Below are 22379 nucleotides of genomic sequence, written 5' to 3'. Positions count from 1 at the left end.
CTCCGACAAGCCCGCCGGTGACGGGCTGCGGAAGATTCTAGCCGCTGCAGCGCGCAGGGGTCAGCCGCCGAGGGTTTCCTTGAAGCGGTACCAGGCCATGCCCAGGGCCAGCAATGGCGAGCGCAGCAGCTTGCCGCCGGGGAAGGTGATGTGCGGCACCTTGGCGAACAGCTCGAAGCCGCTGCCCTGCTGGCCGGCAATGGCCTCGGCGAGCAGCTTGCCGGCCAGGTGCGTGGCGTTCACCCCGTGGCCGGCATAGGCCTGGGCGAAGTACACATTGGGCTGGTCCGGCAGGCGGCCGATCTGCGGCAGGCGGTTGGCGCCGATGCCGATCATGCCGCCCCACTGGTAGTCGATGCGCAGGTTTTCCAGGTGCGGGAAGACCTTGAGCATCTTCGGTCGCATATAGGCGGCGATGTCCGCCGGGTCGCGCCCGGAGTAATGGCAGGCGCCGCCGAACAGCAGGCGGTTGTCGGCGGAAAGACGGTAGTAGTCCAGCGCCACGCGCTGGTCGCACACGGCCATGTTCTGCGGCAGCAGTGCATGCGCCTGTTCAGCGGACAGCGGCTCGGTGGCGATGACGTAGCTGCCGGCAGGCAGCACCTTGCCGTCGAGGTAGGCATTCAGGCGGTTCTGGTAGGCGTTGCAGGCGATCACCAGGGACTTGGCGCGCACACTGCCCTGGGCGGAACGCACGCGCACTTCGCTGCCGTAGTCGATGCCGGTGACGGCGGAGTTCTCGAACAGCTTCACGCCCAGGCTCTGCGCCGCGGCCGCTTCGCCCAGGGCGAGGTTGAGCGGGTGCAGGTGGCCCGAGCCCATGTCCACCATGCCGCCGACATAGAGGTCGGAGCCGACGATGGAGCGCATTTCCTCCTTCGGGACCATGCGCAGTTCATGGCGGTAGCCGAGGCTCTTCAGTTCGTTGAAGTCCTCCTGGAAACCTTCGACGTCGGAAGGCTTGTTGGCCAAATCGCAGTAGCCCCAGGTCAGGTCGCAGTCGATGGCGTACTGCTCGACGCGGCGACGGACGATTTCCACCGCCTCCAGGCCCATCAGCTTGATGGCATGGACGCCATCGGCGCCAATCACCGGCTCGAATTGCTCCAGGCCGTGGCCGACGCCGCGGATCAGTTGGCCGCCGTTGCGGCCGCTGGCGCCCCAGCCGATCTGGTGGGCTTCCAGCAGGATCACCGAGAACCCGCGCTCGGCCAGTTCGATGGCCGTGTTCAGCCCGGAGAAACCTCCGCCGATGATGCACACGTCGGCCCTTTCCTCGCCGGCCAGGGGCGGTACTTCGAGGCGCCGATTGACGCTCGCGGCATAGTAGGACGGGGCGTGGCGGTCGGTGTGTACCGGCTGGTGAACGCGGGCGTTCATGTGCGATATCCTGATTTTTGTGTTGTTAAAATTTTACGCAGGATAAACGCCGACTTCCCGCCCAGCCAATAGGCAGCGGCGCAAAAAACGCCGGGAAGTCGTAAATAAACTCGATGAGCCTGCCGCGAACGGCGGGAAATCAGTCGGGCTTTTTAGTCCGGCTATTTAGTCGGGGATAGGCAGGGTGAGGCTTTCCTTCACCTCTTCCATCACGATGTAGCTCTTGGACTCGCGGACATGGGGCAGCTTGAGCAGGATGTCGCCCAGCAGCTTGCGGTAGGAGGCCATCTCCGAGATACGCGCCTTCACCAGGTAGTCGAAGTGGCCCGACACCAGGTGGCACTCCAGCACGTGGGGCAGCTTGAGCACCGAGCGGCGGAAGTCCTCGAAGGTGTCTCCGGATTTGTAGTCCAGGCTGATTTCGACGAACACCAGCAGGCTTGCTTTCAGGTATTGCGGGTTCAGCCGGGCGTTGTAGCCCATGATGATCCCCTCGCGCTCCAGCCGGCGCACGCGCTCGGTGCACGGCGTGGTGGAGAGGCCGACGCGCTCGCCCAGTTCGGTGAAGGAGATGCGACCCTCTTCCTGCAGGATGCGCAGGATATTGCGGTCGATCTTGTCCAGTTCGCGGCGGCTTTGGTGCTGGGTTCTCATGGGAAAGACTCTGGGATGAGCTTTGGGGGAATATCGGCAATATAGTCGGTTGTGTAGGGAATATCACTGGCAACCCTTGAACTTCCCGCGCCGGGCGGCCAGCCTGTAGGCCAGAGTTCTGCCGTTTCCGGCTGCAATCGCCTGTTTTTTCCGGAGCCTTCGCATGTCGTTCCCCCGCCTGCGCACCGCCCTCCTGCTGCTGTTGCTGCTCCTGGCACTGGCGGTTGGCGCGGCGTGGCTGGCGGTTCCGCGGCTGCTGGCCAATGCCGGGGTGAGCATCGAGCAGTGGCAGGGCCTGAGCGTTTCGCGACAAGGGCTGACCCTGGAACAGATGGCTCTTCAGCGGCAGACACCCGATGGTGCGAGGTTGGCCATCCAGTTGCGCGAGGTCCGTGTCGGCTGGCCCGAACATGCCGATGGCCGCTGGCGCTTGAAGGAGCTGGCCGCCGGCAGGATCGATGTCCGCCAATGGCCGGGAGAGCGCGCGGAAGGCGAGGACGCCGCGCTGCCGGACCTGGCCCAACTCAATCGCTGGCTGGCGTTGCTGCCCGGACGGCTGGCGCTGGAACAGGTTTTCCTCGAGCTGCCCTGTGCCCGCGAGCAGCGTTGCACCCTCAACGGCAGCGCCCACTGGCAGCAGATCCCGGGCGGCGCCGCGGCGCTGGGCGGCGAGTTGCGCCAGGGCGGGCAGCAGCTCGCCTTCAATGGCCTGTTGCAGCCCGGCGACGGGCAGTGGCGCCTGCAACTGGACAGCTTCCTCGACAACGAACAGCTGCTGTCGCTGGATTCGATCTGGGCGCCGGGCGCCCGCCAGCTCAGCGGCAGCCTTGCCAGCCCCGCCGTGCCGCCGGTGCAGGCGGTGCGCAACTGGCTGGGCATGTGGTTGCCAACGCCGAACCTGCCGCTGCCTATCCCCGAAGCCGGCCGCCTGCGCCTGAGCTGGAATACGCAGCTGGCTGGCAACGCCGCGTGGCCGGACTGGCCCGGCCTGCGCGATGGCCGCGGCAACATCGATCTTTCCCTGCAATTGCCGCAACCCTGGCCGCTGCCGGGCCTGGGCAACCTGCAGGGCGACCTGCGGCTGATCGCCAGCGGCACCGACCTTGGCTGGCGGCCCTCGGTGCTCAGCGGCGATCTGCGCCTGTCCGACCTCTACGGCGACTGGCTGCAGGCGCTGCCAGTGGGCCTGCGCCCGGCACGCCTGACGCTGCACATGGAGCCCGGCGTGGATGAAGAGGCCGGTAGTGTTCGCGCCGACCTGCACGCCGTGGGCGCCGCCGACTTGCGCCTGCGTTCCCGCGTGGCATTGCTGGAAGCGACGCCGCTGGCGCTGCAGCTGATGGATTCGCGGCTCGAAGGCAAGGTCCCGCACCTTGAACTGGCCGGCTTGCGTGGCGACAGCAGCCGCTTCGACCTGCGCTTCGAGGGGCGCATCGACCAGCAGTCCGCCAACGTCGCCTTCGCCGATGGCGCGCAACTCCAGGTCGGCACCCTGGCCGGGCCGCAGTCGCTCAAGGCGAGCAAGCTCAGCGCCGTTCTCGGCAAGGGCGCACTCGACCTGGGCTATGCGGCCGACGCGCCGGCCACCCTGCAACTGAATGCGCCGCTGAAACTGGCCGTGGGCGAACTGCGCCAGCCCCACGTCAAACCGCTTTCCTGGAATGCCCTCGGGACGCTGGCGGCGAGCCTCGACAGCCAGCAGTTCAAGGGCCGCCTGCTGAACAGCGGCGGGCTGAATGCCGAAGTCGATCTGAACAATTCCGCCAGGCAGGGCGTTGCGCTGGTTGCGCGCCAGCTGGAGTTCTTCCTGCGCACCGGCAACCCGCTGGAGAAGTCCCTTGGCGACTGGCCGGCGCTGCTCAGCCTGAACAACGGCAAGGCCAGCTTCGACCTGAACTGGCGCCTGCCACCGGGTAGCGCGCCGCAGAGCCTGGGCCTGAACGTGCGCGGGCAAGGTCTGGAGGGCGTGTACGACCGCAGCGAGGTCCATGGCCTCGACCTGCAGGCGAAGTTCGCGCTGAACGGCTCGCAGATGGAGCTGCAGTTGCCGCAGGTGAAAGTCGCCTCGCTCAACCCCGGCGTGACACTGGGGCCGCTGTCGCTGCAGGGCAACTACAGGGGCTCGCTGGACGCACCGCTGGCCGGGCGGGTCGACTGGCAGCAGGCGGAGCTCGGTATGTTCAACGGTCGCGCATGGCTACCGCCGGGGGGCGTGGATCTTTCCGCGCGCCGCGAGGGTCTGACGCTGAAGCTGGAAGGGCTGGCGCTGGAGGCGATCCTGGCGGCCTACCCGGCGGAAGGGCTGTCCGGCAACGGCGTCATCGACGGCAACCTGCCGCTGGGCCTGCGCGAAGGCAAGCTGGTCATCCACGGAGGGGAAGTCGCCGCACGGCAACCGGGCGTGCTGCAGTTCCGTTCGGAGAAGATCCGCTCCCTGGGCCAGAGCAACCCGGCCATGCAGCTGGTGGCCACGGCCATCGACGATTTCCGCTACGACAAACTGAGCAGCCGCGTGGATTATGATGAATCGGGCAAGCTGCTTCTCGCCCTGAGCCTGAGCGGGCGCAACCCGGCGCTGGAGCAGGGCCGGCCGATCAACCTCAACGTCAACCTGGAGGAGAACGTGCCCAAGCTGCTCACCAGCCTGCAACTGAGCGACCGGGTCAGCGACACCATTCGCAAGCGCGTGCAGGAACGCCTGCGCAACGACCCGGCCGCCGCGCCATGACCGCAAGGAGAACCCCGATGCGCCTTCGCGCCGTTTTACCCTTCCTGCTCCTGGCAGGCGTCGTCCAGGGCTGCACGCCTACCGTGCAGTTGGCCGCGCCCAAGGAGCCGATCAACATCAACCTCAACGTGAAGATCGAGCACGAGATCTATATCAAGGTCGACAAGGCGCTCGACGGCATCATCAACGAGAACAGCGGCCTGTTCTGAGAAGGAGCCTTTGCATGAGATTGCACCGCAAACTGGGCGTCGCGCTGGTCGCCCTCTGCCTGAGCCTGCCGGTCATGGCCATGAGCCTGGAACAGGCGATGTCTGCCCTGGGTGGCGCCAAGTCCCAGGGTCTGGTCGGTGAACAGACCGACGGCTACCTGGGCGTCGTGAAGAATGGCGGTGACGCCGCCGATATCGCCGCGCAGATCAACGCGGCACGCCGCGCCGAATACCAGAAGGTTGCCGGGCAGAGCGGCGCCAAGCTGGCTGACGTCGAAGCGCTGGCTGGCAAGAAGGCCATCGAACGTACGCCATCGGGGCAGTACGTGCAGGTCAATGGTCAGTGGGTACGCAAGTAGCCGCGCCAAGGGGAATTCCCTGCTCGCCGCCACCTGTGGCGGCGAGTCCGGGGGCGGGCGGCGGGAGCAGGTAATTCCCGTCGGGGAATGGTCCGGCGCGAGAAGTTCTGGCCAATCCCATTTCGTTCGCTATTTACTCTGGATCTGATGAAATTTTCACCAGATCATCGACCATTCGGTCTCGGCTGAAAATGCCGTAATCCTGGTGGATGTCCCTCCGTAAAAGCGACTTTTGCCAGGAATTTTCGTCAAATACCGCATCGCAATCAGTGAATATCGCTGAGCCCGACTTCCTATACTGCGCGCATCTACGTTCAGAATAAGAAACGTCTGCGCCCCTGGCGCGACGTAGGAGGCAAAGATGCGCGTTCTGGTGCTTGGCAGCGGTGTGATCGGTACCGCCAGTGCTTACTATCTCGCCCGTGCCGGCTTCGAAGTGGTCGTCGTCGACCGCCAGCCCGGCCCGGCCCTGGAAACCAGCTTCGCCAACGCCGGCCAGGTGTCGCCTGGCTACGCCTCGCCCTGGGCCGCCCCGGGCATCCCGCTCAAGGCCATGAAATGGCTGCTGCAGACCCACGCCCCGCTGGCCATCAAGCTGACCGGTGACCCCAGCCAGTACAGCTGGATGTGGCAGATGCTGCGCAACTGCAACGCCAAGAGCTACGCGGTGAACAAGGAGCGCATGGTGCGCCTGTCCGAGTACAGCCGCGATTGCCTCGACGAGCTGCGCGCCGAGACCGGCATCACCTACGAAGGCCGCTCCCTGGGCACCACCCAGCTGTTCCGCACCCAGGCGCAGCTGGATTCCGCCGCCAAGGACATCGCCGTCCTGGAAAGCACCGGCGTTCCTTATGAAGTGCTGGACCGCGCCGGCATTGCCCGCGTCGAGCCGGCCCTGGCCAAGGTGGCCGACAAGCTGGTCGGTGCCCTGCGCCTGCCCAATGACCAGACCGGCGACTGCCAGATGTTCACCACCAAGCTGGCCGAGATGGCCAAGGCCCTGGGCGTGGAATTCCGCTTCGGCCAGGACATCCAGCGCCTGGACTTCGCCGGTGACCGCATCAACGGCGTCTGGGTCGATGGCCAACTGGTCACCGCCGACCGCTACGTGCTGGCGCTGGGCAGCTACTCGCCGCAGATGCTCAAGCCGCTGGGCATCGACGCTCCGGTCTACCCGCTCAAGGGTTACTCGCTGACCGTGCCGATCACCAACCCGGACATGGCGCCGACCTCGACCATTCTCGACGAGACCTACAAGGTCGCGATCACCCGCTTCGACCAGCGTATCCGCGTCGGCGGTATGGCGGAAATCGCCGGCTTCGACCTGTCGCTGAACCCGCGTCGCCGCGCTACCCTGGAAATGATCACCACCGACCTCTATCCGGAAGGCGGCGATGTCAGCCAGGCGGAATTCTGGACCGGCCTGCGCCCGGCTACCCCGGACGGCACCCCGATCGTCGGTGCCACCCGCTATCGCAACCTGTTCCTCAATACCGGCCACGGCACCCTGGGCTGGACCATGGCGTGCGGCTCGGGCCGTTACCTCGCCGACCTGATGGCCAAGAAGCGCCCGCAGATCAGCACCGAAGGTCTGGACATCTCCCGCTACGGTTCCACTTCGGAGGCCCAGAATGGCCATCCAGCGCCTGCACACTAATCAGCGGATGAGCCAGGTCGTCGTCCACAACGGCACGGTGTACCTCGCCGGCCAGGTGGCGGACGACCTCACCGCCGACGTCGAGCAACAGACCCGCGAAGTCCTCGCCAGCGTCGAGCGCCTGCTCGACGAGGCCGGCACCGACAAGTCGCGTGTCCTCTCGGCAACCATCTACCTCAAGGACGTCGCCGCCGACTTCGCCGGCATGAACGGCGTCTGGGACCAGTGGGTCCCGCAGGGCTGCGCCCCGGCGCGCGCCACCGTCCAGGCGGCGTTGTGCTACCCGGAGATCCTCGTCGAGATCTCCATCGTCGCCGCACTGCCCTGATCGTTTTTGCGTGGCCCGGCCGGAGCGCCGGGTTTTTTTCGTCTGCAGTTTCGTACCACGTTGATAAAAAGAGAGCCTCGCCATGCGTCCCGCCCGTGCCCTGATCGATCTCGCCGCCCTGCGCCACAACTACCGCCTGGCCCGTGAAGTCACCGGCGCGCGAGCGCTGGCCGTGGTCAAGGCCGACGCCTACGGCCACGGTGCAGTGGTCTGCGCCCGCGCCCTGGAAGGCGAGGCTGACGGCTTCGCCGTGGCGTGCATCGAGGAAGCGCTGGAGCTGCGCGAAGCCGGCATCCGTGCGCCGATCCTGCTGCTCGAAGGCTTCTTCGAGGCCAGCGAACTGGAACTGATCGACGCCCATGATTTCTGGTGCGTGGTGCACTCGGCCTGGCAGCTGGAGGCCATCGAGCGTGCCCGCCCCAGCAAGCCGCTGACCGTCTGGCTGAAGATGGACTCGGGCATGCACCGCGTCGGCTTCTTCCCGCAGGACTACGCCGCCGCGCTGGCGCGCCTGAAGGCGCTGCCCCACGTGGCCAAGGTCGTGCTGATGAGCCACTTCTCCCGCGCCGACGAACTGGACTGCGTCCGCACCGAAGAGCAGGTCGCCGCTTTCCAGACCGTGCGCGAAGCCGCAGGCCAGGGGCATGAGATCAGCCTGCGCAATTCCCCCGGCATCCTCGGCTGGTCCGAAGTGCCCAGCGACTGGGTGCGCCCCGGCATCATGCTCTACGGCGCCACTCCGTTCGAGCAGGCCCATCCGCTGGCGGACCAGCTGCGTCCGGTGATGACCCTGGAATCCCAGATCATCAGCATCCGCGAGCTGCCGGCCGGCGAGCCGGTGGGGTACGGCGCGCGCTTCATCGCCGACCGCCCGGTACGCGTCGGCGTGGTCGCCATGGGATACGCCGATGGCTATCCGCGCCATGCGCCGGATGGCACGCCGGTGTTCATCGACGGCAAGCCCAGCCGCATCATCGGTCGCGTGTCCATGGACATGCTCACCGTGGACCTGACCGACCTGCCGCAGGCAGGCCTGGGCAGTCGCGTCGAGCTCTGGGGCCCGAACGTCCCCGCCAGCCAGCTGGCTTCCCTGTGCGGCAGCATTCCCTACCAGCTGTTCTGCAACCTCAAGCGCGTCCCGCGGGTCTATAGCGGCGAGTGACGGATACCGCCCGTAAAGTTTGCGCAGGATCGTCGGGCGATCTGTTGTAAATACTGAACGGTGTTGCCATGATACGTGGCACTTGGAACCCGCTCGGCTCAAGCCGCTGCGGGTTCTGCCTTTCAGAGCCTGCCTGATCACAAGAATAAGGAGGACCCCACCCTTGGACGTCGGTGCTCGTCTGCAAGCCATCCGTAAGCTCAAAGGTTTGTCCCAGCGCGAACTCGCCAAACGGGCGGGTGTGACCAACAGCACAATCTCGATGATCGAGAAGAACAGCGTCAGCCCCTCCATCAGTTCGCTGAAGAAAGTGCTGGGTGGTATTCCGATGTCCCTGGTCGAGTTCTTCTCCCTCGATCTTGAGCAGAGCAGCAACACTCCTGTGGTCTACAAGGCGGACGAGCTCAGTGACCTGTCCAGTGGCTCGATCATCATGAAGCTGATTGGCAAGGACTACCCCAGCCGCGCCATCACCCTGCTCGACGAGACCTATCCGCCGGGTTCCGACACCGGTGACGACATGTATGCCCACGAAGGCGAAGAGACCGGCGTGCTGGTCGAAGGCCGCCTGGAACTGACCGTCGGCGACGAGACTTTCGTCCTCGAATGTGGCGACAGCTACTATTTCGACAGCACCAAGCCGCACCGCTTCCGTAATCCGTTCGAAGCCCCGGCACGACTGATCAGCGCGACCACACCGGCAAATTTTTGAACAGCCGGTAGGACCGGCCAGATCAGCTGCGACCTAATGCCGCAAAGGCCGGCAAGGTGGCGCAATTGTTTCGAGCTTCCCGGCTTTGCCGTTATACTTGCGCCCGCTCGCGCGGCCCGAGACTGTGACTGCACCGCGACCGGGCGTGATAAGCCACGATGAGGGTGAAAGGGTGAACCTGATTAGAAAAATCCTGGCAGCCCAAGCTGCCGTACTGGCCCTGTGGGCAGTGAGCGTTCAGGCTGCGACCAATGATGACGCCATTGCCAAGCGTCTCGAACCTGTCGGCAAAGTCTGCGTCCAGGGCAAGGAATGCGAAGGCGTTGGCGCCGTCGCTGCTGCCGGTGGTGGCGGTGCCCCGCGTTCGGGCGAAGAGATTGTCGGCAAGGTCTGCACCAACTGTCATGGTACAGGCCTGCTGAATGCACCGAAGATCGGTGACAAGGCCGAGTGGAGCAAGCGGGCGAAAGAGCAGGGTGGTTTGGATGGCCTGCTGGCCAAAGCTATCTCCGGCTTCAACGCCATGCCGCCCAAGGGTACTTGTGCTGATTGCTCCGATGACGAGCTGAAAGCTGCGATTCAACACATGTCCGGCCTGTAACAGCCGACCTGTGCGAAAAAGCCGCCCAAGGGCGGCTTTTTCATGCCCGCGATTTTTCACCTCGTGAGTCGCGGGAGCAACTTTTGCGTCAAGCCGGTCCAAACTCCTGTCGTGGACAACGAACCCGGAGGGATGCCCGGTGCAATCCTGCTCGATCGAAACCGCTGTCGAAGAACTGTTGCATCGCCTGGACGGGCACATCCGTCTCGGGCTTCCCCTGGGCCTGGGCAAGCCCAACCGACTGGCCAATGCGCTGTATCGGCACATGCGCGAGAATCCGCGCCGGCAACTGACGTTCTACACGGCGCTGTCCCTCGGTCGCCCGCAGGCCGGCGGCGAACTTCAGCGGCGCTTCCTCGATCCCTTCGTCGAGCGTATCTACGGCGACTACCCCGAATTGGACTACCTGCACGACCTGCGCAGCGGCAACGTGCCGGAAAACATCCGCGTCGAAGAGTTCTACCTGCAGCCCGGCAGCCTGCTGGACAGCGCTCCAGCGCAGCAGAACTACATCAGCTGCAACTACAGCCACGTGGCGCGGGACATCAACGCCAAGGGCGTCAATGCCGTTGCCCAACTGGTTGCGCGTGATCCGGCGCGGCCGGGCAAGCTGAGCCTGGCGTGCAACCCGGACATCACCCTCGACTTGCTGCCGATGTTGCAGCGTCGCCGCGCGGCGGGCGAAACCATCGTCATTATCGGTGTCGTCCACGACCAGTTGCCGTACATGCCTGGCGATGCCGAAGTGGATGAGGATTTCTTCGACCTGCTGGTGGATTCACCGGGCGACAACAGCACGCTGTTTTCCACCCCCAACCTGCCAGTGGGCCTTCAGGACCACTGTATCGGCCTGCACGCCAGCGCCCTGGTGCGCGACGGCGGCACCCTGCAGATCGGCATCGGCTCCATGGGCGATGCCCTCACCTCGGCGCTGCTGACCCGCCAGCGCGACAACGATGGCTATCGTGCGCTGCTCGACGGCCTCGACTCCACCGCCCGTCACGCCGGGCTGATCGAGCGTGACGGCGGGCTGGGCGCTTTCCAGCACGGGCTGTATGGCTGCAGCGAAATGTTCGTACCCGGCCTGCTGGCCCTGGCCGAGGCGGGGGTGCTCAACCGCCGGGTAGCGGCGCGCCCCGGCGCCGCACCGACCGAGCCGGGCGTCTGGCTGCACGGCGGCTTTTTCCTCGGTCCGCAGGCCTTCTACCGGCGCCTACGCGAGATGCCCCGCGAGGAGCGGGCCGGTATCGGCATGACCGGCATCGGCTTCGTCAACAACCTGTACCGCGACGAGGAGCTCAAGCGCGAGCAGCGCCGGGATGCGCGCTTCATCAACAGCGCCTTCACCGTCACCCTGCTCGGCGCCGGCGTGGCCGACCAACTGGAGGACGGCCGGGTACTCAGCGGTGTCGGCGGGCAGTACAACTTCGTCGCCCAGGCTCATGAGCTGGAAGGCGGGCGCTCCATCCTGATGCTGCGCAGCTGGCGCGAGTCCGAGGGTGAGCTGAGCTCCAACATCGTCTGGAGCTACGGCCACACGACGATTCCCCGGCATCTGCGTGACATGGTGGTGACCGAGTACGGCGTCGCCGACCTGCGCGGCCGCAACGATGCCGAGGTGATCGCCGCCATGCTGTCCATCGCCGACTCGCGCTTCCAGGATGCGCTGATCGCCCAGGCCCAGGAGGCCGGCAAGCTGCCGAAGGACTTCGAGCTGGGCCAGCGCTATCGCGACAATACCCCGGAGCGCTTGCGGGACGCGACGCGACAGTATCGTCATCTGCTGCCGGAGTTCCCGTTGGGTTGCGACTTCACCGAACAGGAACGCGAGTTGCTGCGCGCGTTGGGTTGGCTCAAGAGCAAGCTGAAGCTGAGCGAGGTTCTCGAGCTGGGCAAGGCGACCCTCGATGCGCCGGCGCCGGAGGCCTACCCGGCGCACCTGGAACGCATGGGGCTGGCGAATCCGGAGGGGTTGCGCGAGGAGCTGTACCAGCGTCTGGTGCTGGCCGGCCTGAAAGCCAGCGACGAACAAACCTTGTAGGACGCGCTTGAACTGTCAGGCATGAAAAAGGCGGGCCCTGTCGGCACCCGCCTTTTTACAGCGCAGGATCAGTCTTCGAGGAATTCGACCTGACCGTTGGCCAGGGACTTCACCCGGGCCAGGGATTCCACGCGGTAACCCTCGCTTTCCAGCAGGGAACGGCCTTCCTGGAAGGACTTCTCGATGACGATACCCAGCCCGGCGATGCTGGCGCCGGCCTGCTGGATCAGGTCGATCAGCGCCTTGGCGGCGTGGCCATTGGCGAGGAAATCGTCCACCACCAGCACGTGGTCGGCGGCGGTCAGGTGCTTGGCCGAGATGGCGATGGTGCTTTCGGTCTGCTTGGTGAAGGAGAACACCTTGGAGATCAGCAGGTCGTTCTTCAGCGTCAGCGACTGGAACTTGCGGGCGAAGATCACCGGGATGCCCAGCTCGAGGCCGGCCATGATCGCCGGGGCGATGCCCGAGGCCTCGATGGTGACGATCTTGGTGATGCCCTGGTTCTTGAAGCGTTCGGCGAATTCATGGCCGATCTGCTTCATCAGCGCCGGGTCGATCTGGTGGTTGAGGAAGGCGTCTACCTTGAGGACCTGTTCGGAAAGAACGATGCCTTCGCTGCGAATTTTGTCTTTGAGAGTGTTCACGGGGGTGCTTCCGGAGCGGCTGTCGCTGATGAAGCGCGTAATTCTACAACGCTAGTGGCCATCTGCGCGACGTTCCGACCAATGCAATTGCTGATCGAATGGACAGTTTTTCGATGGGCGGGAAGCGTGGGGTTGCCTGCCGCGGAATCTGTCCTGGGGCTTGGCCCTCTCCCTAACCCTGGCTGCGCGCCCCGCTCCGAAGGGAGAGGGGACAGTTCGGCATCAGGGGGGAGTGGTGGTGTCAGCTGGCTCGGATAGCTCCCTCTCCCTTCAGGGAGAGGGTAGGGGAGAGGGGGCCCGGCACAAAACCGACCGGTAACACCCGGCAAGATCAGCGCTTGAGCATCGCCCGGATATCCGCCAGCGCCGAATTGCCCTTGGCCACCTTCACCTCCTGCGGCGCGTCCTCCTGGCCTTCCCAGACCAGGTCTTCGGGCGGCAGTTCGTCGAGGAAGCGGCTGGGCGAGCAGTCGATGATTTCGCCGTACTGCTTGCGCTTGGCGGCGAAGGTCATGGCCAGGTTCTTCTTCGCCCGGGTGATGCCCACATAGGCCAGGCGCCGCTCTTCCTCGATGGTGTCGGCTTCGATGCTGGAGCGGTGCGGGAGGATTTCCTCCTCCACGCCGAGAATGAACACGTAGGGGAATTCCAGGCCCTTTGAGGCGTGCAGGGTCATCATCTGCACGCCGTCGGCGCCTTCTTCCTCTTCCTGCTGGCGCTCGAGCATGTCGCGCAGCACCAGCTTGGCGATGGCCTGCTCGATGGTCATGTCGCCTTCTTCGTCGCGCTCCAGGGTGTTCTTCAGCGCTTCGATGAGGAACCAGACGTTGCCCATGCGGAAATCGGCGACCTTGTCGCTGGAGGCGTTCTGCCGCAGCCAGTTCTCGTAGTCGATGTCCATCACCATGCTCCGCAGCGCGCCGATCGGGTCGCTGCCGGCGCATTGCTCGCGGACCTTGTCGATGAAGCGCTTGAAGCGCTGCAGGCGCTCGATGTAGCGGGCGTCCAGGTGTTCGGACAGGCCGAGTTCGCCGGAGGCGTTGAACATCGAGCATCCGCGCTCGGTGGCGTAGTTGCCGAGCTTCTCCAGCGTGGTGGAGCCGATCTCGCGGCGCGGCACGTTGATCACCCGGAGGAAGGCGTTGTCATCGTCCGGGTTCACCAGCAGGCGGAAATAGGACATCAGGTCCTTCACCTCCTGGCGTCCGAAGAAACTGGTGCCGCCTGACAGGTGATAGGGAATCTGGTGATGCTGGAGTTTCAGTTCGATCAGCTTCGCCTGATAGTTGCCCCGGTAGAGGATGGCGAATTCGCTGTAGGGCCGCTGCGTCTTCAGGTGGATGGTGAGGATTTCCATCGCCACCCGCTCGGCCTCGGACTCCTCGTTGCGGCAACGGATCACGCGGATCGGGTCGCCTTCGCCCATCTCGCTCCACAGCTGCTTCTCGAACACGTGGGGATTGTTGGCGATGAGGATGTTGGCGCATTTGAGGATACGGCTGGTGGAGCGGTAGTTCTGCTCCAGCATCACCACCTTCAGCGAGGGAAAGTCATCCTTGAGCTGCATCAGGTTTTCCGGGCGCGCGCCGCGCCAGGCGTAGATCGACTGGTCGTCATCACCCACCACGGTGAAGTGCGCGCGCTGCTGCACCAGCATCTTCACCAGCAGGTACTGGCTGGCGTTGGTGTCCTGGTATTCGTCCACCAGCATGTAGCGCACGCGGTTGCGCCACTTGTCGAGGATCTCCGGGTGCTCCTGGAACAGCTTCACCGGCTGCAGGATGAGGTCGTCGAAGTCCACCGCGTTGTACGCCTTGAGCGTGCGCTGGTAATGCAGGTAGACCATGGCCGCGGTCTGTTCCTTGGGGTTGCGCGCCTTTTCCAGCGCCTCTTCCGGAAGGATCAGGTCGTTCTTCCAGCTGCCGATCAGGTTCTTGATCTCGTCCAGACCGTCATCGCCGGAATATTCCTTCTGCATGATGTCGGTCATCAGCGCCTTCACATCGCTCTCGTCGAAGATCGAGAAGCCGGGCTTGTAGCCCAGGGCCGCGTGTTCCTTGCGGATGATGTTCAGGCCCAGGTTGTGGAAGGTCGAGACGGTCAGGCCCTTGCCTTCGCCCGGGCGCAGCAGGGTGCTGACGCGCTCCTTCATCTCGCGGGCGGCCTTGTTGGTGAAGGTCACGGCGACGATGTACTGGGCGCGGATGCCGCATTGCTGCACGAGGTAGGCGATCTTGCGGGTGATCACGCTGGTCTTGCCGGAGCCGGCGCCGGCCAGCACCAGGAGCGGGCCGCCGACGTAGTTCACGGCCTCTTGCTGCCGGGGATTGAGTCGGGACATGAAGGCGGGGGTCTTTAGTGAAGCGGGGGCGTATTCTAGCAGGCCCTGCCGGGCGTCGGGGTGCCGCTCGGAATAGCGGCGATCTGTGACACGATCGTACTTATGTGTTTTGGATAAATCTGTACATGTATTAGGCTTGTGACAGCATTACTTGAAGAAAACTCTTAAGAGTTTCTCTGAAGTTTCGTCTACATCCACTGGATGTCCGGATGGCGTCGCTTCAAAACCGGGGGAAATGGGCGCAGGGATGGTGCCTGGAGTTTCCCCTCTTTCTAGAGATACATGGGGGTCGCTTGGCAGCGTCGGTCGAACCAACGCGCCTGCTCCTGCTGGCGGAAGCGCCGCAGTGGGCCCAGCTACTGCGCGGGCATCTGGCCGCGTTGGGGCCGGGCTATTCGCTGATCACGGCCCCGTCCTGGCAAGCCGCCAGCGCCCTGTTCGACGAGGATCAGGTCGGCCTGGTGCTCACCACGCCCGCCAAGTTGCCGTCCGCCCACCAGTGCCACCTGCCGCTGATCCTGCTGCTGGAGCGCGAACCCGCGGAAGAACCCGTCGGCGTCGCCGACTACCTGGTGGCCGAATCCCTCGGTGTCGAAGTCCTGCGCCGTACCCTGCGCTACGTGCGCGAGCGCACTTCGCTGCAGAACACCCTGCAGAGCCTGGCCGAGCAGGACCCGCTGACCGGCATCGCCAACCGCCAGGGTTTCCAGACCCTGCTCGCCGCCCGGCTGAGCGAGAGCGAAGGGCGCGGCCTGGCGCTGGGCCACCTGGACCTGGACAACTTCCGCCACGTCAACGACGCCCTCGGCCACCAGGCCGGCGACCGCCTGATCCTGCAGGTGGTGGCACGGCTGAAGGCGCACCTGGACAACGGCGACCACATCGCCCGCCTGGGCAGCGACGAGTTCGCCCTGCTGCTGGACACCCGCCGCGATCCGGCACGGGTGGAGAAGGTCGCCGAACTGATAGTCGAGTCCCTGGGCGAACCCTACTGGGTCGAGGGCGAAAGCCTGCTGCTGGGCTGCAGCCTGGGCATGGCCCACGCCCGCGCCGGTGAAGCCGCCGACCCGTTGCTGTGGCACGCGCACATCGCCATGCAACAGGCCAAGTCGCGCCAGGGCTGCACCTTCCACATCTTCGATGAGCGCATCAACCGTGGCGCCCGCAGCCTTGCCGACCTGGAGAGCGAACTGCGCCGGGCGCTGCGTCGCGACGAGCTGGAGCTGCACTACCAGCCGCGCCTGGACCTGCACAGCGGGCAGATCGTCGGCCTCGAGGCCCTGGTGCGCTGGCGCCATCCCGAGCGCGGCCTGCTGACGCCGGGCGACTTCGTGCCGCTGGCCGAGGAAAGCGGGCTGATCGTGCCGCTGGGTTACTGGGTCATCTCCCGCGCCCTGCGCGACATGCAGTGGCTGCGCGGGCGCGGCCTGCCGCCGCTGCACATGGCGGTGAACCTGTCGTTCCGCCAGTTCCAGGACAGCCAGTTGCTGCCGACCCTGGAGCGACTGATCCGCGAGCGCGGCGTCGACGCCCAGTGGCTGGAATTCGAACTCACCGAGACCGCCGTGATGCGCCGCAGCGACCAGGTCCTGCAGACCATGCAGGCCCTCGGCCAGCTGGGCGTGCGCTTCTCGCTGGACGATTTCGGTACCGGCTTCTCCTCCTTCGTGCACCTCAACAGCCTGCCGATCACCCTGCTGAAGATCGACAAGAGTTTCGTCGGCGGCATGCACGTGCGCCCGGAAAACCTGCAACTGGTACGGGCCATGATCAACCTGGCGCACAACCTGAACCTGGAAGTGGTCGCCGAAGGCGTCGAGACCGCCGCCCAGCAGGATGAGTTGCGCCAGTTCGGCTGTGACCAGGTCCAGGGTTACTGGATCAGCCGCCCGCTGCCTTTGCCGGAGCTGGCGCGTTTCCTGGTCTTTGGCGCCAACCGTGCGCTGCGCCTGCAGGACTCGGTCAGCTAGCGACCAGCTCCGCGGCCGGCAGGCTCGGACGCAGCAATCGCGATGTCTTCGTCTCGAAGGCCAGCGTCAGCCCGATGGCCGCGCAGGCCAGGCCCGATGCCAGGCCCCACCATACGCCACTCGGTCCCCAGCCCAGCGGGAAGGCCAGCAGCAGCGCCATCGGTACGCCCACCAGCCAGTAGCCGGCCAGCCCGACCAGGAAGGTCGTGCGCGCATCCTTCAAGCCACGGATCGCCCCCATGGCGATGCATTGGGTACCGTCGAACAGCTCGAACCACGCGGCGATGGCCAGCAGGCTGACGGCCAGTTGCACCACGTCGCGGTTGGCTGGGTCGTTGTGGTCGATGAACAGGCCGATGACCAGCTCCGGGGCCAGCCAGAACAGCGCGGCGAAGGCAAACATGCAGCTGGCACCGAAGCCGATGCCCAGCCGCCCGGCGCGTCTCGCCTCGAACAGCCGGCCCGCGCCATAATGCTGGCCGATGCGGAAGGTCACCGCGTAGGAAAGCCCCATGGGCACCATGAAGGCCACATACACCGACTGGATGGCGATCTGGTGCGCCGCCAGCGCGGTGCTGCCGATCACGCCCATGCACAGCGTCGCCACGGTGAACATGCCCGACTCCACGGCGTAGGTGCCGCCGATGGAAATGCCCAGCCGTAGCGATTCGCCGATCACCTTGAAGTCCGGCTTCGACAATCCCTTCAGCAGCGGGTAGGGCGCGTACGCCCGGTGCCAGCGCAGGTACAGGGCGAAGATCACCGGCAACGCATTCATCACCACCGCGGTGACCATGCCGATCCCCGCCAGCCCCAGGCGCGGCAGGCCGAACAGTCCTTCGATGAAGGCGTAATTGAGGGCGAAGTTGGCCAGCGCGCCGATCAGGCTGATGGCCATGACCGGGCCGGGCCGCTCGATGGCGCTGGTGAAGCCGCGCAGCACCATGAAGGCCATGTAGCCGGGCAGGGCGAAGACGATGCTGTGCAGAAAACTCATGGTGCCGGCGACCGTTTCCGGGGCCTGGCCGAAGGCGATCAGGATCGGCCCGAGGTTCCACAGCAACAGGCCCGCCAGCAGCGCCAGCGCGGCGCCGATCCACAGGCCGGCCTGGGTGGCTTCGACTACGCCGCGGGCGTCTTTTGCGCCATGCCGGATCGCCACCAGGTTGCCGGTGGCCGCCACCACGCCGACGCAGAAGGTCGAGATCAGCGCATAAGTAGATGCACCCAACCCCCCGGCGGCCAGCGCCTCGCGGCCGAGCTTGCCCATCATCACGGTGTCGGTGAACACCATGGCGACGTAGGCCAGTTGGGCGGCAATCAGCGGGCCGGCCAGGCGCAGGATGGCGGCGAGTTCGTCAGGGTACGGGCGTTTCATGAGTCAGGCTCAGCAAGCGGCAGGCGCCGCATCGATAGGAATGGCCCATTCTCCGGCCGTTATGGACGCGGGCACAAAAGGAAAAATGCGATGCCATCCATGAGTCATACTCATGTTTAAGACAGCCGGAGCCCGCCATGAACCGCCAGTTGCCGCCCCTTTACGCCCTGCGCGCCTTCGAGGCTGCCGCGCGGCACGCGTCCTTCACCCGCGCCGCCGAGGAACTGGCGATCACCCAGAGCGCGGTGAGCCGGCACATCAAGACCCTGGAAGAACACTTCGCCTGCCGGCTGTTCCAGCGCCGCGGCCGCCAGCTGGAGCTGAGCGAAACCGCACGGATGCTGCTGCCCGGCCTGCGCGACGGCTTCGATGCGCTGGAGCGCGCCTGCGCAAGCCTGCGCGCGGACGAAGGCGTACTGCGGCTGAAGGCGCCGTCCACCCTGACCATGCGCTGGTTGCTGGCGCGGCTGAGCAAGTTCCGCATGCAGAACAGCGATATCGAGGTGCAGCTGACCAGTGCCTGGATGGACGTGGATCGCGTCGACTTCGTGCATGAGCCCTTCGATTGCGCGGTGCTGCTGAGCTCGGGGCACTTCCCGCCGGACTGGGAGGCCGCCTTGCTGTTTCCCGAATGGCTGATTCCCGTCGGCTCGCCCGCGCTGCTGGCGGATGGCCCCTGGGACGCCGAGCGGCTGGCCGGCGCCGAACTGCTGCACCCCACCCCCGACCGTCGCGACTGGCGGCGCTGGTTGCAGCGCATGGGCCTGGGGGAGCAGGTCTCGCTCAAGGGCGGACAGGTATTCGATACCCTCGAGCTGGGCATAGTCGCCGCGACCCGCGGCTACGGTGTTTCCATCGGCGACCTGGTGATGGTCGCCGAGGATGCCAATCAGGGCCGCCTGGCACTGCCCTGGCCCAGTGCCGTCGCCAGTGGCGAGAGTTACTACCTGGTCTGGCCCCGCGCACGCCGAGACCAGGGGCGCCTGCGGCGGCTGCGCGAATTCCTCCAGGCGGAGATGCAGGCGATGCAGATGCCAGCGGTGGACTACTTCGAATGACCTGTCGCTGCGGATAATCTGTCAGCCGTTGCCCTCGCCGGGAATCCCATGAACTCCATCGACCACCTCATCCAGCTCGCTGGCCTGCGCGGCAGTCTCGACCTGCGTTGCCGCTTCCTCGGCGACTGGGCGCTGGACCACGAGCCCTTGCCCGAGGGGACGGCGCAGTACCACGTGGTGCTGTCCGGCAGCTGCCGGGCGGAAATGCCCGACGGACAGGCCCTGGACCTCGAGGCAGGCGACGTACTGGTCCTTCCCGACGGTGCAGCCCACCTGTTGCGCAGCCAAGGCGCTCGTGTGGCCGCGCAGTCGCCGGAAGTCCACGAGGCGGGCCTGTTGCCGGTCCATCGCCTTGGCACGGGCGAAGGCGAGCTGGACATGCTTTGCGGCAGCTTTCATTACCAGCGCGGCTCGCTGCTGATCGGCTCCTTGCCGAGCGTCCTGAAGGTGTCCTGCCAGGACAATGGACTGGGCGATGCCGTGGCCGCGCTGGTCGGCCTGCTGCGCGCCGAGGCGGACGGCAACCAGGCCGGTGCGCGCTTCCTGGTCGATGCATTGTCCTCGGCGCTGTTCACCCTGATCCTGCGCGTCTACCTGCAGGAGCACACCCCCAGCAGCGGCACCCTGGCATTGCTCGCCGACAGGCGCCTGAGCCGCGCCTGGCAGGCCATGCTCGACGATCCTGCCCACGAATGGACCATCGAGGCCCTGGCCGAACGGGCGAACATGTCCCGCGCCACTTTCACGCGCCTGTTCACCCAGGTTGCCGGGCGGTCGCCCTGGGCGCTGCTGACCACAGTGCGCATGGAACTGGCCTACCGCCTGCTGAGCACCTCGCAGCTGCGCCTCTGCGACATTGCCGCCCAGGTCGGCTACCAGTCCCAGGCCTCCTTCACCAAGAAGTTCAGGGACACCTACGGCGAGGCCCCCGGCCGCCTGCGCCGTGCGGTGAACTAGACCAGTCGTCGCTGCCGGCAAAGCCGCGTGGCGCGTATGGATATGTCCTGCCGCCTTCGCGACGGTTCGCGTCGCTGCCGTCGCAGAGCTGAAACAGCGCTTTGCTAGGGTCATTGCTGGACTAGTCCAGCGAGGGCCCGTTTCGGGCCTTCCCCATTCCAACAACACCACTCGGGGGAATTCCATGAAGCCCATGCGCACCTTGCTCGCCGGCCTGATCCTGGCCGGCCTCGCCAGCACCACGTTTGCCGCCACTGAGCTGAAGCACTGGCCGGCGCCCGCCGCCAAGCAGCTCGACGCCTTGATCGCTGCCAATGCCAACAAGGGCGCCTTCGCGGTCTTCGACATGGACAACACCAGCTACCGCTACGACCTCGAGGAATCGCTGCTGCCCTTCCTGGAAATGAAAGGCGTGCTGACCCGCGAGAAGCTCGATCCCTCGCTCAAGCTGATCCCCTTCAAGGACGTGAACGGCCACAAGGAAAGCCTCAACAGCTACTACTACCGCCTCTGCGAAGTCGACGACCTGGTCTGCTACCCCTGGGTCGCCCAGGTGTTCTCCGGCTTCACCCTCAAGGAGCTCAAGGGCTATGTCGACGAGCTGATGGCCTACGGCAAGCCGGTGCCCAGCACCTATTACGAAGGCGATGTGGTCAAGACCCTCTCGATCAACCCGCCCAAGGTCTTCACCGGCCAGACCGAGCTGTACAACAAGCTGATGGAGAACGGCATCGAGGTCTATGTGATGACCGCCGCCCATGAGGAACTGGTGCGCATGGTCGCCAGCGATCCCAAGTACGGCTACAACGTGAAGCCGGAGAACGTCATCGGCGTCACCACCCTGCTCAAGGACCGCCAGAGTGGCGCGCTGACCACCGCGCGCAAGCAGATCAGCGAGGGCAAGTACGATCCCAAGGCCAACCTGGACCTGGAAATCACCCCCTACCTGTGGACTCCGGCGACCTGGATGGCCGGCAAGCAGGCGGCGATCCTCACCTATATCGACCAGTGGAAGAAGCCCATCCTGGTCGGCGGCGATACGCCCAGCAGCGACGGCTACATGCTGTTCAACGGAACCGCCGAGAACGGCGTGCACCTGTGGATCAACCGCAAGGCCAAGTACATGGACCAGCTCAACGGCATGATCAAGAAGAATGCCGAAGCCCAGGCCAAGCTCGGCCAGCCGGTGACCGCCGACAAGAACTGGGTGATCGTCACGCCGGAGGAGATCCAGTAAGCAGTAAGCGCTTAGCGCTTTTGCACGAGTCGGCTTCGTCCGCGATAGGCTCGTATCGCGCCGGGCCCCATCGCGGACGGAGTCCACTCTTGCGCCATTCCCCTGCTCTGACCTCCCAGCCGCTTACGAATTCGCGGCTTTTACTGTGGGTCAGTCCTTGAGCTGGCCCAGCCCGTACTCCAGGCTGGCAGCAGAAAGCTCGCCCATCTGGCTGTGCTTCAGGCGCCCCTGGGCGTCGTAGAACAGGGTGGTGGGCATGCCGTAGGAACCGGTGAGCTGGCCCAGGCGGTTGCCGCTGTCGAGCAATACTGCCGCTTCGCTCAGGCCCTGGTCGCGCAGGAAACGCTGCACGGCTTCGGCGTTCTCACCCTGGTTGACCAGCAGGAAGCGCACATCGCTGCGCTGCTTCTGGGCGGCCTCCAGCACCGGCATTTCGCGCCGGCACGGTGGGCACCAGGTGGCCCAGAGGTTCACCACCATGGGCCGGCCATCCCGCGCGCGCAGGTCCACGGCCGCCCCGCGCAAGTCCATCACCGTGAGTTCGGGAAGCTGCTGGCTGCGATCCAGCGCCGAAGTCACTGCCTTGCCGCCGCCCCACAGGCATACGCCGACCACGGCGGCGACGGCCAGCGGGCGACGCAGTGCGGCCCTGCGCCAGGCCAGCACGGCGCCGATCAGCGCAGCGGCGATCACGCCCGGTAGCGCGAGAAACCCGCCATCGCGGATATCCACAATGCTCAGGGGCGTCGCCGCGTACTGCTCGGCAAAGCGCGCAACGAATGCCAGCCGTGCCACCAGCAGGCCGCCGAGGAACATGGCGAACAGCGCACCTTCGGGATTGGCGCCGCGCCTGCGCCCGGCCAGCCAGCCGGCCAGCAGCGCACCGAAGAAGCCGAGGTAGAGCAGGACGTGGGGCAGGGGAATGGCCAGTGGGCCGAGGGTCAGACTGGTCAAGGCAGGAGC

At 65.6% G+C, this 22379-nt stretch carries 19 protein-coding genes; 13 read left to right on the top strand and 6 right to left on the bottom strand.

Going from position 1 to position 22379, the window contains the following annotated elements; all coding sequences use genetic code 11:
- Positions 1–60: 60 nt before the first annotated feature.
- On the bottom strand, positions 61–1380 hold the full coding sequence (locus tag GJV37_RS29155) for an NAD(P)/FAD-dependent oxidoreductase (protein WP_193453255.1): 1320 nt from the start codon (positions 1378–1380) through the stop codon (positions 61–63).
- A 165-nt stretch (positions 1381–1545) separates the two neighbouring features.
- Positions 1546–2034 carry a transcriptional regulator DadR gene (gene dadR / locus GJV37_RS29150; protein WP_015479539.1) on the bottom strand — a complete coding sequence of 163 codons (489 nt, stop codon included), beginning with the start codon at positions 2032–2034 and terminating at the stop codon, positions 1546–1548.
- A gap of 163 nt (positions 2035–2197) precedes the next feature.
- Between dadR and GJV37_RS29145 the strand changes: the two genes are divergently transcribed.
- The 9 genes from GJV37_RS29145 (at position 2198) to GJV37_RS29105 (ending at position 11831) form a co-directional block, all read left to right on the top strand.
- Entirely contained in the window at positions 2198–4762 is a 2565-nt protein-coding gene (locus GJV37_RS29145) for an intermembrane phospholipid transport YdbH family protein (protein WP_193453254.1), read from the top strand.
- Positions 4763–4779: 17 nt separating this feature from the next.
- Positions 4780–4971 (top strand): YnbE family lipoprotein, encoded by a 192-nt coding sequence (locus GJV37_RS29140; RefSeq protein ID WP_024762075.1) that lies wholly within the window; start codon positions 4780–4782, stop codon positions 4969–4971.
- A 14-nt stretch (positions 4972–4985) separates the two neighbouring features.
- Positions 4986–5330, top strand: coding sequence for a YdbL family probable chaperone protein (locus tag GJV37_RS29135; protein WP_024762076.1), 345 nt, complete (start codon positions 4986–4988; stop codon positions 5328–5330).
- A gap of 361 nt (positions 5331–5691) precedes the next feature.
- A complete protein-coding gene (gene dadA / locus GJV37_RS29130) occupies positions 5692–6987 on the top strand; it encodes a D-amino acid dehydrogenase (protein ID WP_024762077.1) in 1296 nt (431 codons plus the stop codon).
- Entirely contained in the window at positions 6962–7315 is a 354-nt protein-coding gene (locus GJV37_RS29125; RefSeq protein WP_024762078.1) for a RidA family protein, read from the top strand. The genes dadA and GJV37_RS29125 overlap by 26 nt, the downstream gene beginning before the upstream one ends.
- Before the next feature lie 82 nt (positions 7316–7397).
- Complete coding sequence (gene alr, locus GJV37_RS29120; RefSeq protein WP_193453253.1) at positions 7398–8477, top strand: alanine racemase; 1080 nt, start codon at positions 7398–7400, stop codon at positions 8475–8477.
- Positions 8478–8640: 163 nt separating this feature from the next.
- Complete coding sequence (locus GJV37_RS29115; protein WP_024762080.1) at positions 8641–9189, top strand: cupin domain-containing protein; 549 nt, start codon at positions 8641–8643, stop codon at positions 9187–9189.
- A gap of 172 nt (positions 9190–9361) precedes the next feature.
- A complete protein-coding gene (locus GJV37_RS29110) occupies positions 9362–9790 on the top strand; it encodes a c-type cytochrome (protein WP_024762081.1) in 429 nt (142 codons plus the stop codon).
- A 265-nt stretch (positions 9791–10055) separates the two neighbouring features.
- Positions 10056–11831 (top strand): acetyl-CoA hydrolase/transferase family protein, encoded by a 1776-nt coding sequence (locus GJV37_RS29105; RefSeq protein WP_193453268.1) that lies wholly within the window; start codon positions 10056–10058, stop codon positions 11829–11831.
- 68 nt (positions 11832–11899) lie between these two features.
- Here GJV37_RS29105 and GJV37_RS29100 read toward each other — a convergent pair whose 3' ends face one another.
- Complete coding sequence (locus GJV37_RS29100; RefSeq protein WP_024762083.1) at positions 11900–12475, bottom strand: xanthine phosphoribosyltransferase; 576 nt, start codon at positions 12473–12475, stop codon at positions 11900–11902.
- A gap of 331 nt (positions 12476–12806) precedes the next feature.
- The gene (gene rep, locus GJV37_RS29095; protein WP_038803556.1) at positions 12807–14816 is read right to left on the bottom strand and encodes a DNA helicase Rep; all 2010 of its coding nucleotides are present in this window, start codon (positions 14814–14816) and stop codon (positions 12807–12809) included.
- Between the two features lie 293 nt (positions 14817–15109).
- Here rep and GJV37_RS29090 point away from each other — a divergent pair, with 293 nt between their 5' ends.
- The gene (locus GJV37_RS29090; RefSeq protein ID WP_193453252.1) at positions 15110–16786 is read left to right on the top strand and encodes a putative bifunctional diguanylate cyclase/phosphodiesterase; all 1677 of its coding nucleotides are present in this window, start codon (positions 15110–15112) and stop codon (positions 16784–16786) included.
- Here GJV37_RS29090 and GJV37_RS29085 read toward each other — a convergent pair.
- The gene (locus GJV37_RS29085; RefSeq protein WP_193453251.1) at positions 16779–18164 is read right to left on the bottom strand and encodes a NorM family multidrug efflux MATE transporter; all 1386 of its coding nucleotides are present in this window, start codon (positions 18162–18164) and stop codon (positions 16779–16781) included. The two genes, GJV37_RS29090 and GJV37_RS29085, sit on opposite strands and share 8 nt — an antisense overlap.
- A gap of 137 nt (positions 18165–18301) precedes the next feature.
- Here GJV37_RS29085 and GJV37_RS29080 point away from each other — a divergent pair, with 137 nt between their 5' ends.
- From GJV37_RS29080 to GJV37_RS29070, 3 genes are all read left to right on the top strand, one after another.
- Complete coding sequence (locus tag GJV37_RS29080) at positions 18302–19222, top strand: LysR substrate-binding domain-containing protein (RefSeq protein ID WP_037012812.1); 921 nt, start codon at positions 18302–18304, stop codon at positions 19220–19222.
- Between the two features lie 48 nt (positions 19223–19270).
- On the top strand, positions 19271–20179 hold the full coding sequence (locus GJV37_RS29075; protein ID WP_037012811.1) for an AraC family transcriptional regulator: 909 nt from the start codon (positions 19271–19273) through the stop codon (positions 20177–20179).
- A gap of 184 nt (positions 20180–20363) precedes the next feature.
- On the top strand, positions 20364–21416 hold the full coding sequence (locus GJV37_RS29070; RefSeq protein WP_024762088.1) for a hypothetical protein: 1053 nt from the start codon (positions 20364–20366) through the stop codon (positions 21414–21416).
- Between the two features lie 150 nt (positions 21417–21566).
- Here the strand turns inward: GJV37_RS29070 and GJV37_RS29065 are convergent, their stop codons facing one another.
- Positions 21567–22370, bottom strand: coding sequence for a TlpA disulfide reductase family protein (locus GJV37_RS29065; protein ID WP_170859067.1), 804 nt, complete (start codon positions 22368–22370; stop codon positions 21567–21569).
- Positions 22371–22379: the final 9 nt, after the last annotated feature.

The sequence above is a fragment of the Pseudomonas nitroreducens genome (assembly GCF_010994165.1).
GTDB lineage: Bacteria > Pseudomonadota > Gammaproteobacteria > Pseudomonadales > Pseudomonadaceae > Pseudomonas > Pseudomonas nitroreducens.
The sequence above is the reverse complement of the archived record's forward strand: the minus strand, read 5'-3'. Positions and strand labels throughout refer to the sequence as shown.

Excerpts from the sequence above, each read along its gene's own strand:
- GJV37_RS29155 (WP_193453255.1), bottom strand. The coding sequence starts at position 1,380 with ATGAACGCCCGCGTTCACCAGCCGGTACACACCGACCGCCACGCCCCG.
- dadR (WP_015479539.1), bottom strand. The coding sequence starts at position 2,034 with ATGAGAACCCAGCACCAAAGCCGCCGCGAACTGGACAAGATCGACCGC.
- GJV37_RS29145 (WP_193453254.1), top strand. The coding sequence starts at position 2,198 with ATGTCGTTCCCCCGCCTGCGCACCGCCCTCCTGCTGCTGTTGCTGCTC.
- GJV37_RS29140 (WP_024762075.1), top strand. The coding sequence starts at position 4,780 with ATGCGCCTTCGCGCCGTTTTACCCTTCCTGCTCCTGGCAGGCGTCGTC.
- GJV37_RS29135 (WP_024762076.1), top strand. The coding sequence starts at position 4,986 with ATGAGATTGCACCGCAAACTGGGCGTCGCGCTGGTCGCCCTCTGCCTG.
- dadA (WP_024762077.1), top strand. The coding sequence starts at position 5,692 with ATGCGCGTTCTGGTGCTTGGCAGCGGTGTGATCGGTACCGCCAGTGCT.
- GJV37_RS29125 (WP_024762078.1), top strand. The coding sequence starts at position 6,962 with ATGGCCATCCAGCGCCTGCACACTAATCAGCGGATGAGCCAGGTCGTC.
- alr (WP_193453253.1), top strand. The coding sequence starts at position 7,398 with ATGCGTCCCGCCCGTGCCCTGATCGATCTCGCCGCCCTGCGCCACAAC.
- GJV37_RS29105 (WP_193453268.1), top strand. The coding sequence starts at position 10,056 with ATGCGCGAGAATCCGCGCCGGCAACTGACGTTCTACACGGCGCTGTCC.
- rep (WP_038803556.1), bottom strand. The coding sequence starts at position 14,816 with ATGTCCCGACTCAATCCCCGGCAGCAAGAGGCCGTGAACTACGTCGGC.
- GJV37_RS29085 (WP_193453251.1), bottom strand. The coding sequence starts at position 18,164 with ATGAAACGCCCGTACCCTGACGAACTCGCCGCCATCCTGCGCCTGGCC.
- GJV37_RS29080 (WP_037012812.1), top strand. The coding sequence starts at position 18,302 with ATGAACCGCCAGTTGCCGCCCCTTTACGCCCTGCGCGCCTTCGAGGCT.
- GJV37_RS29075 (WP_037012811.1), top strand. The coding sequence starts at position 19,271 with ATGAACTCCATCGACCACCTCATCCAGCTCGCTGGCCTGCGCGGCAGT.
- GJV37_RS29070 (WP_024762088.1), top strand. The coding sequence starts at position 20,364 with ATGAAGCCCATGCGCACCTTGCTCGCCGGCCTGATCCTGGCCGGCCTC.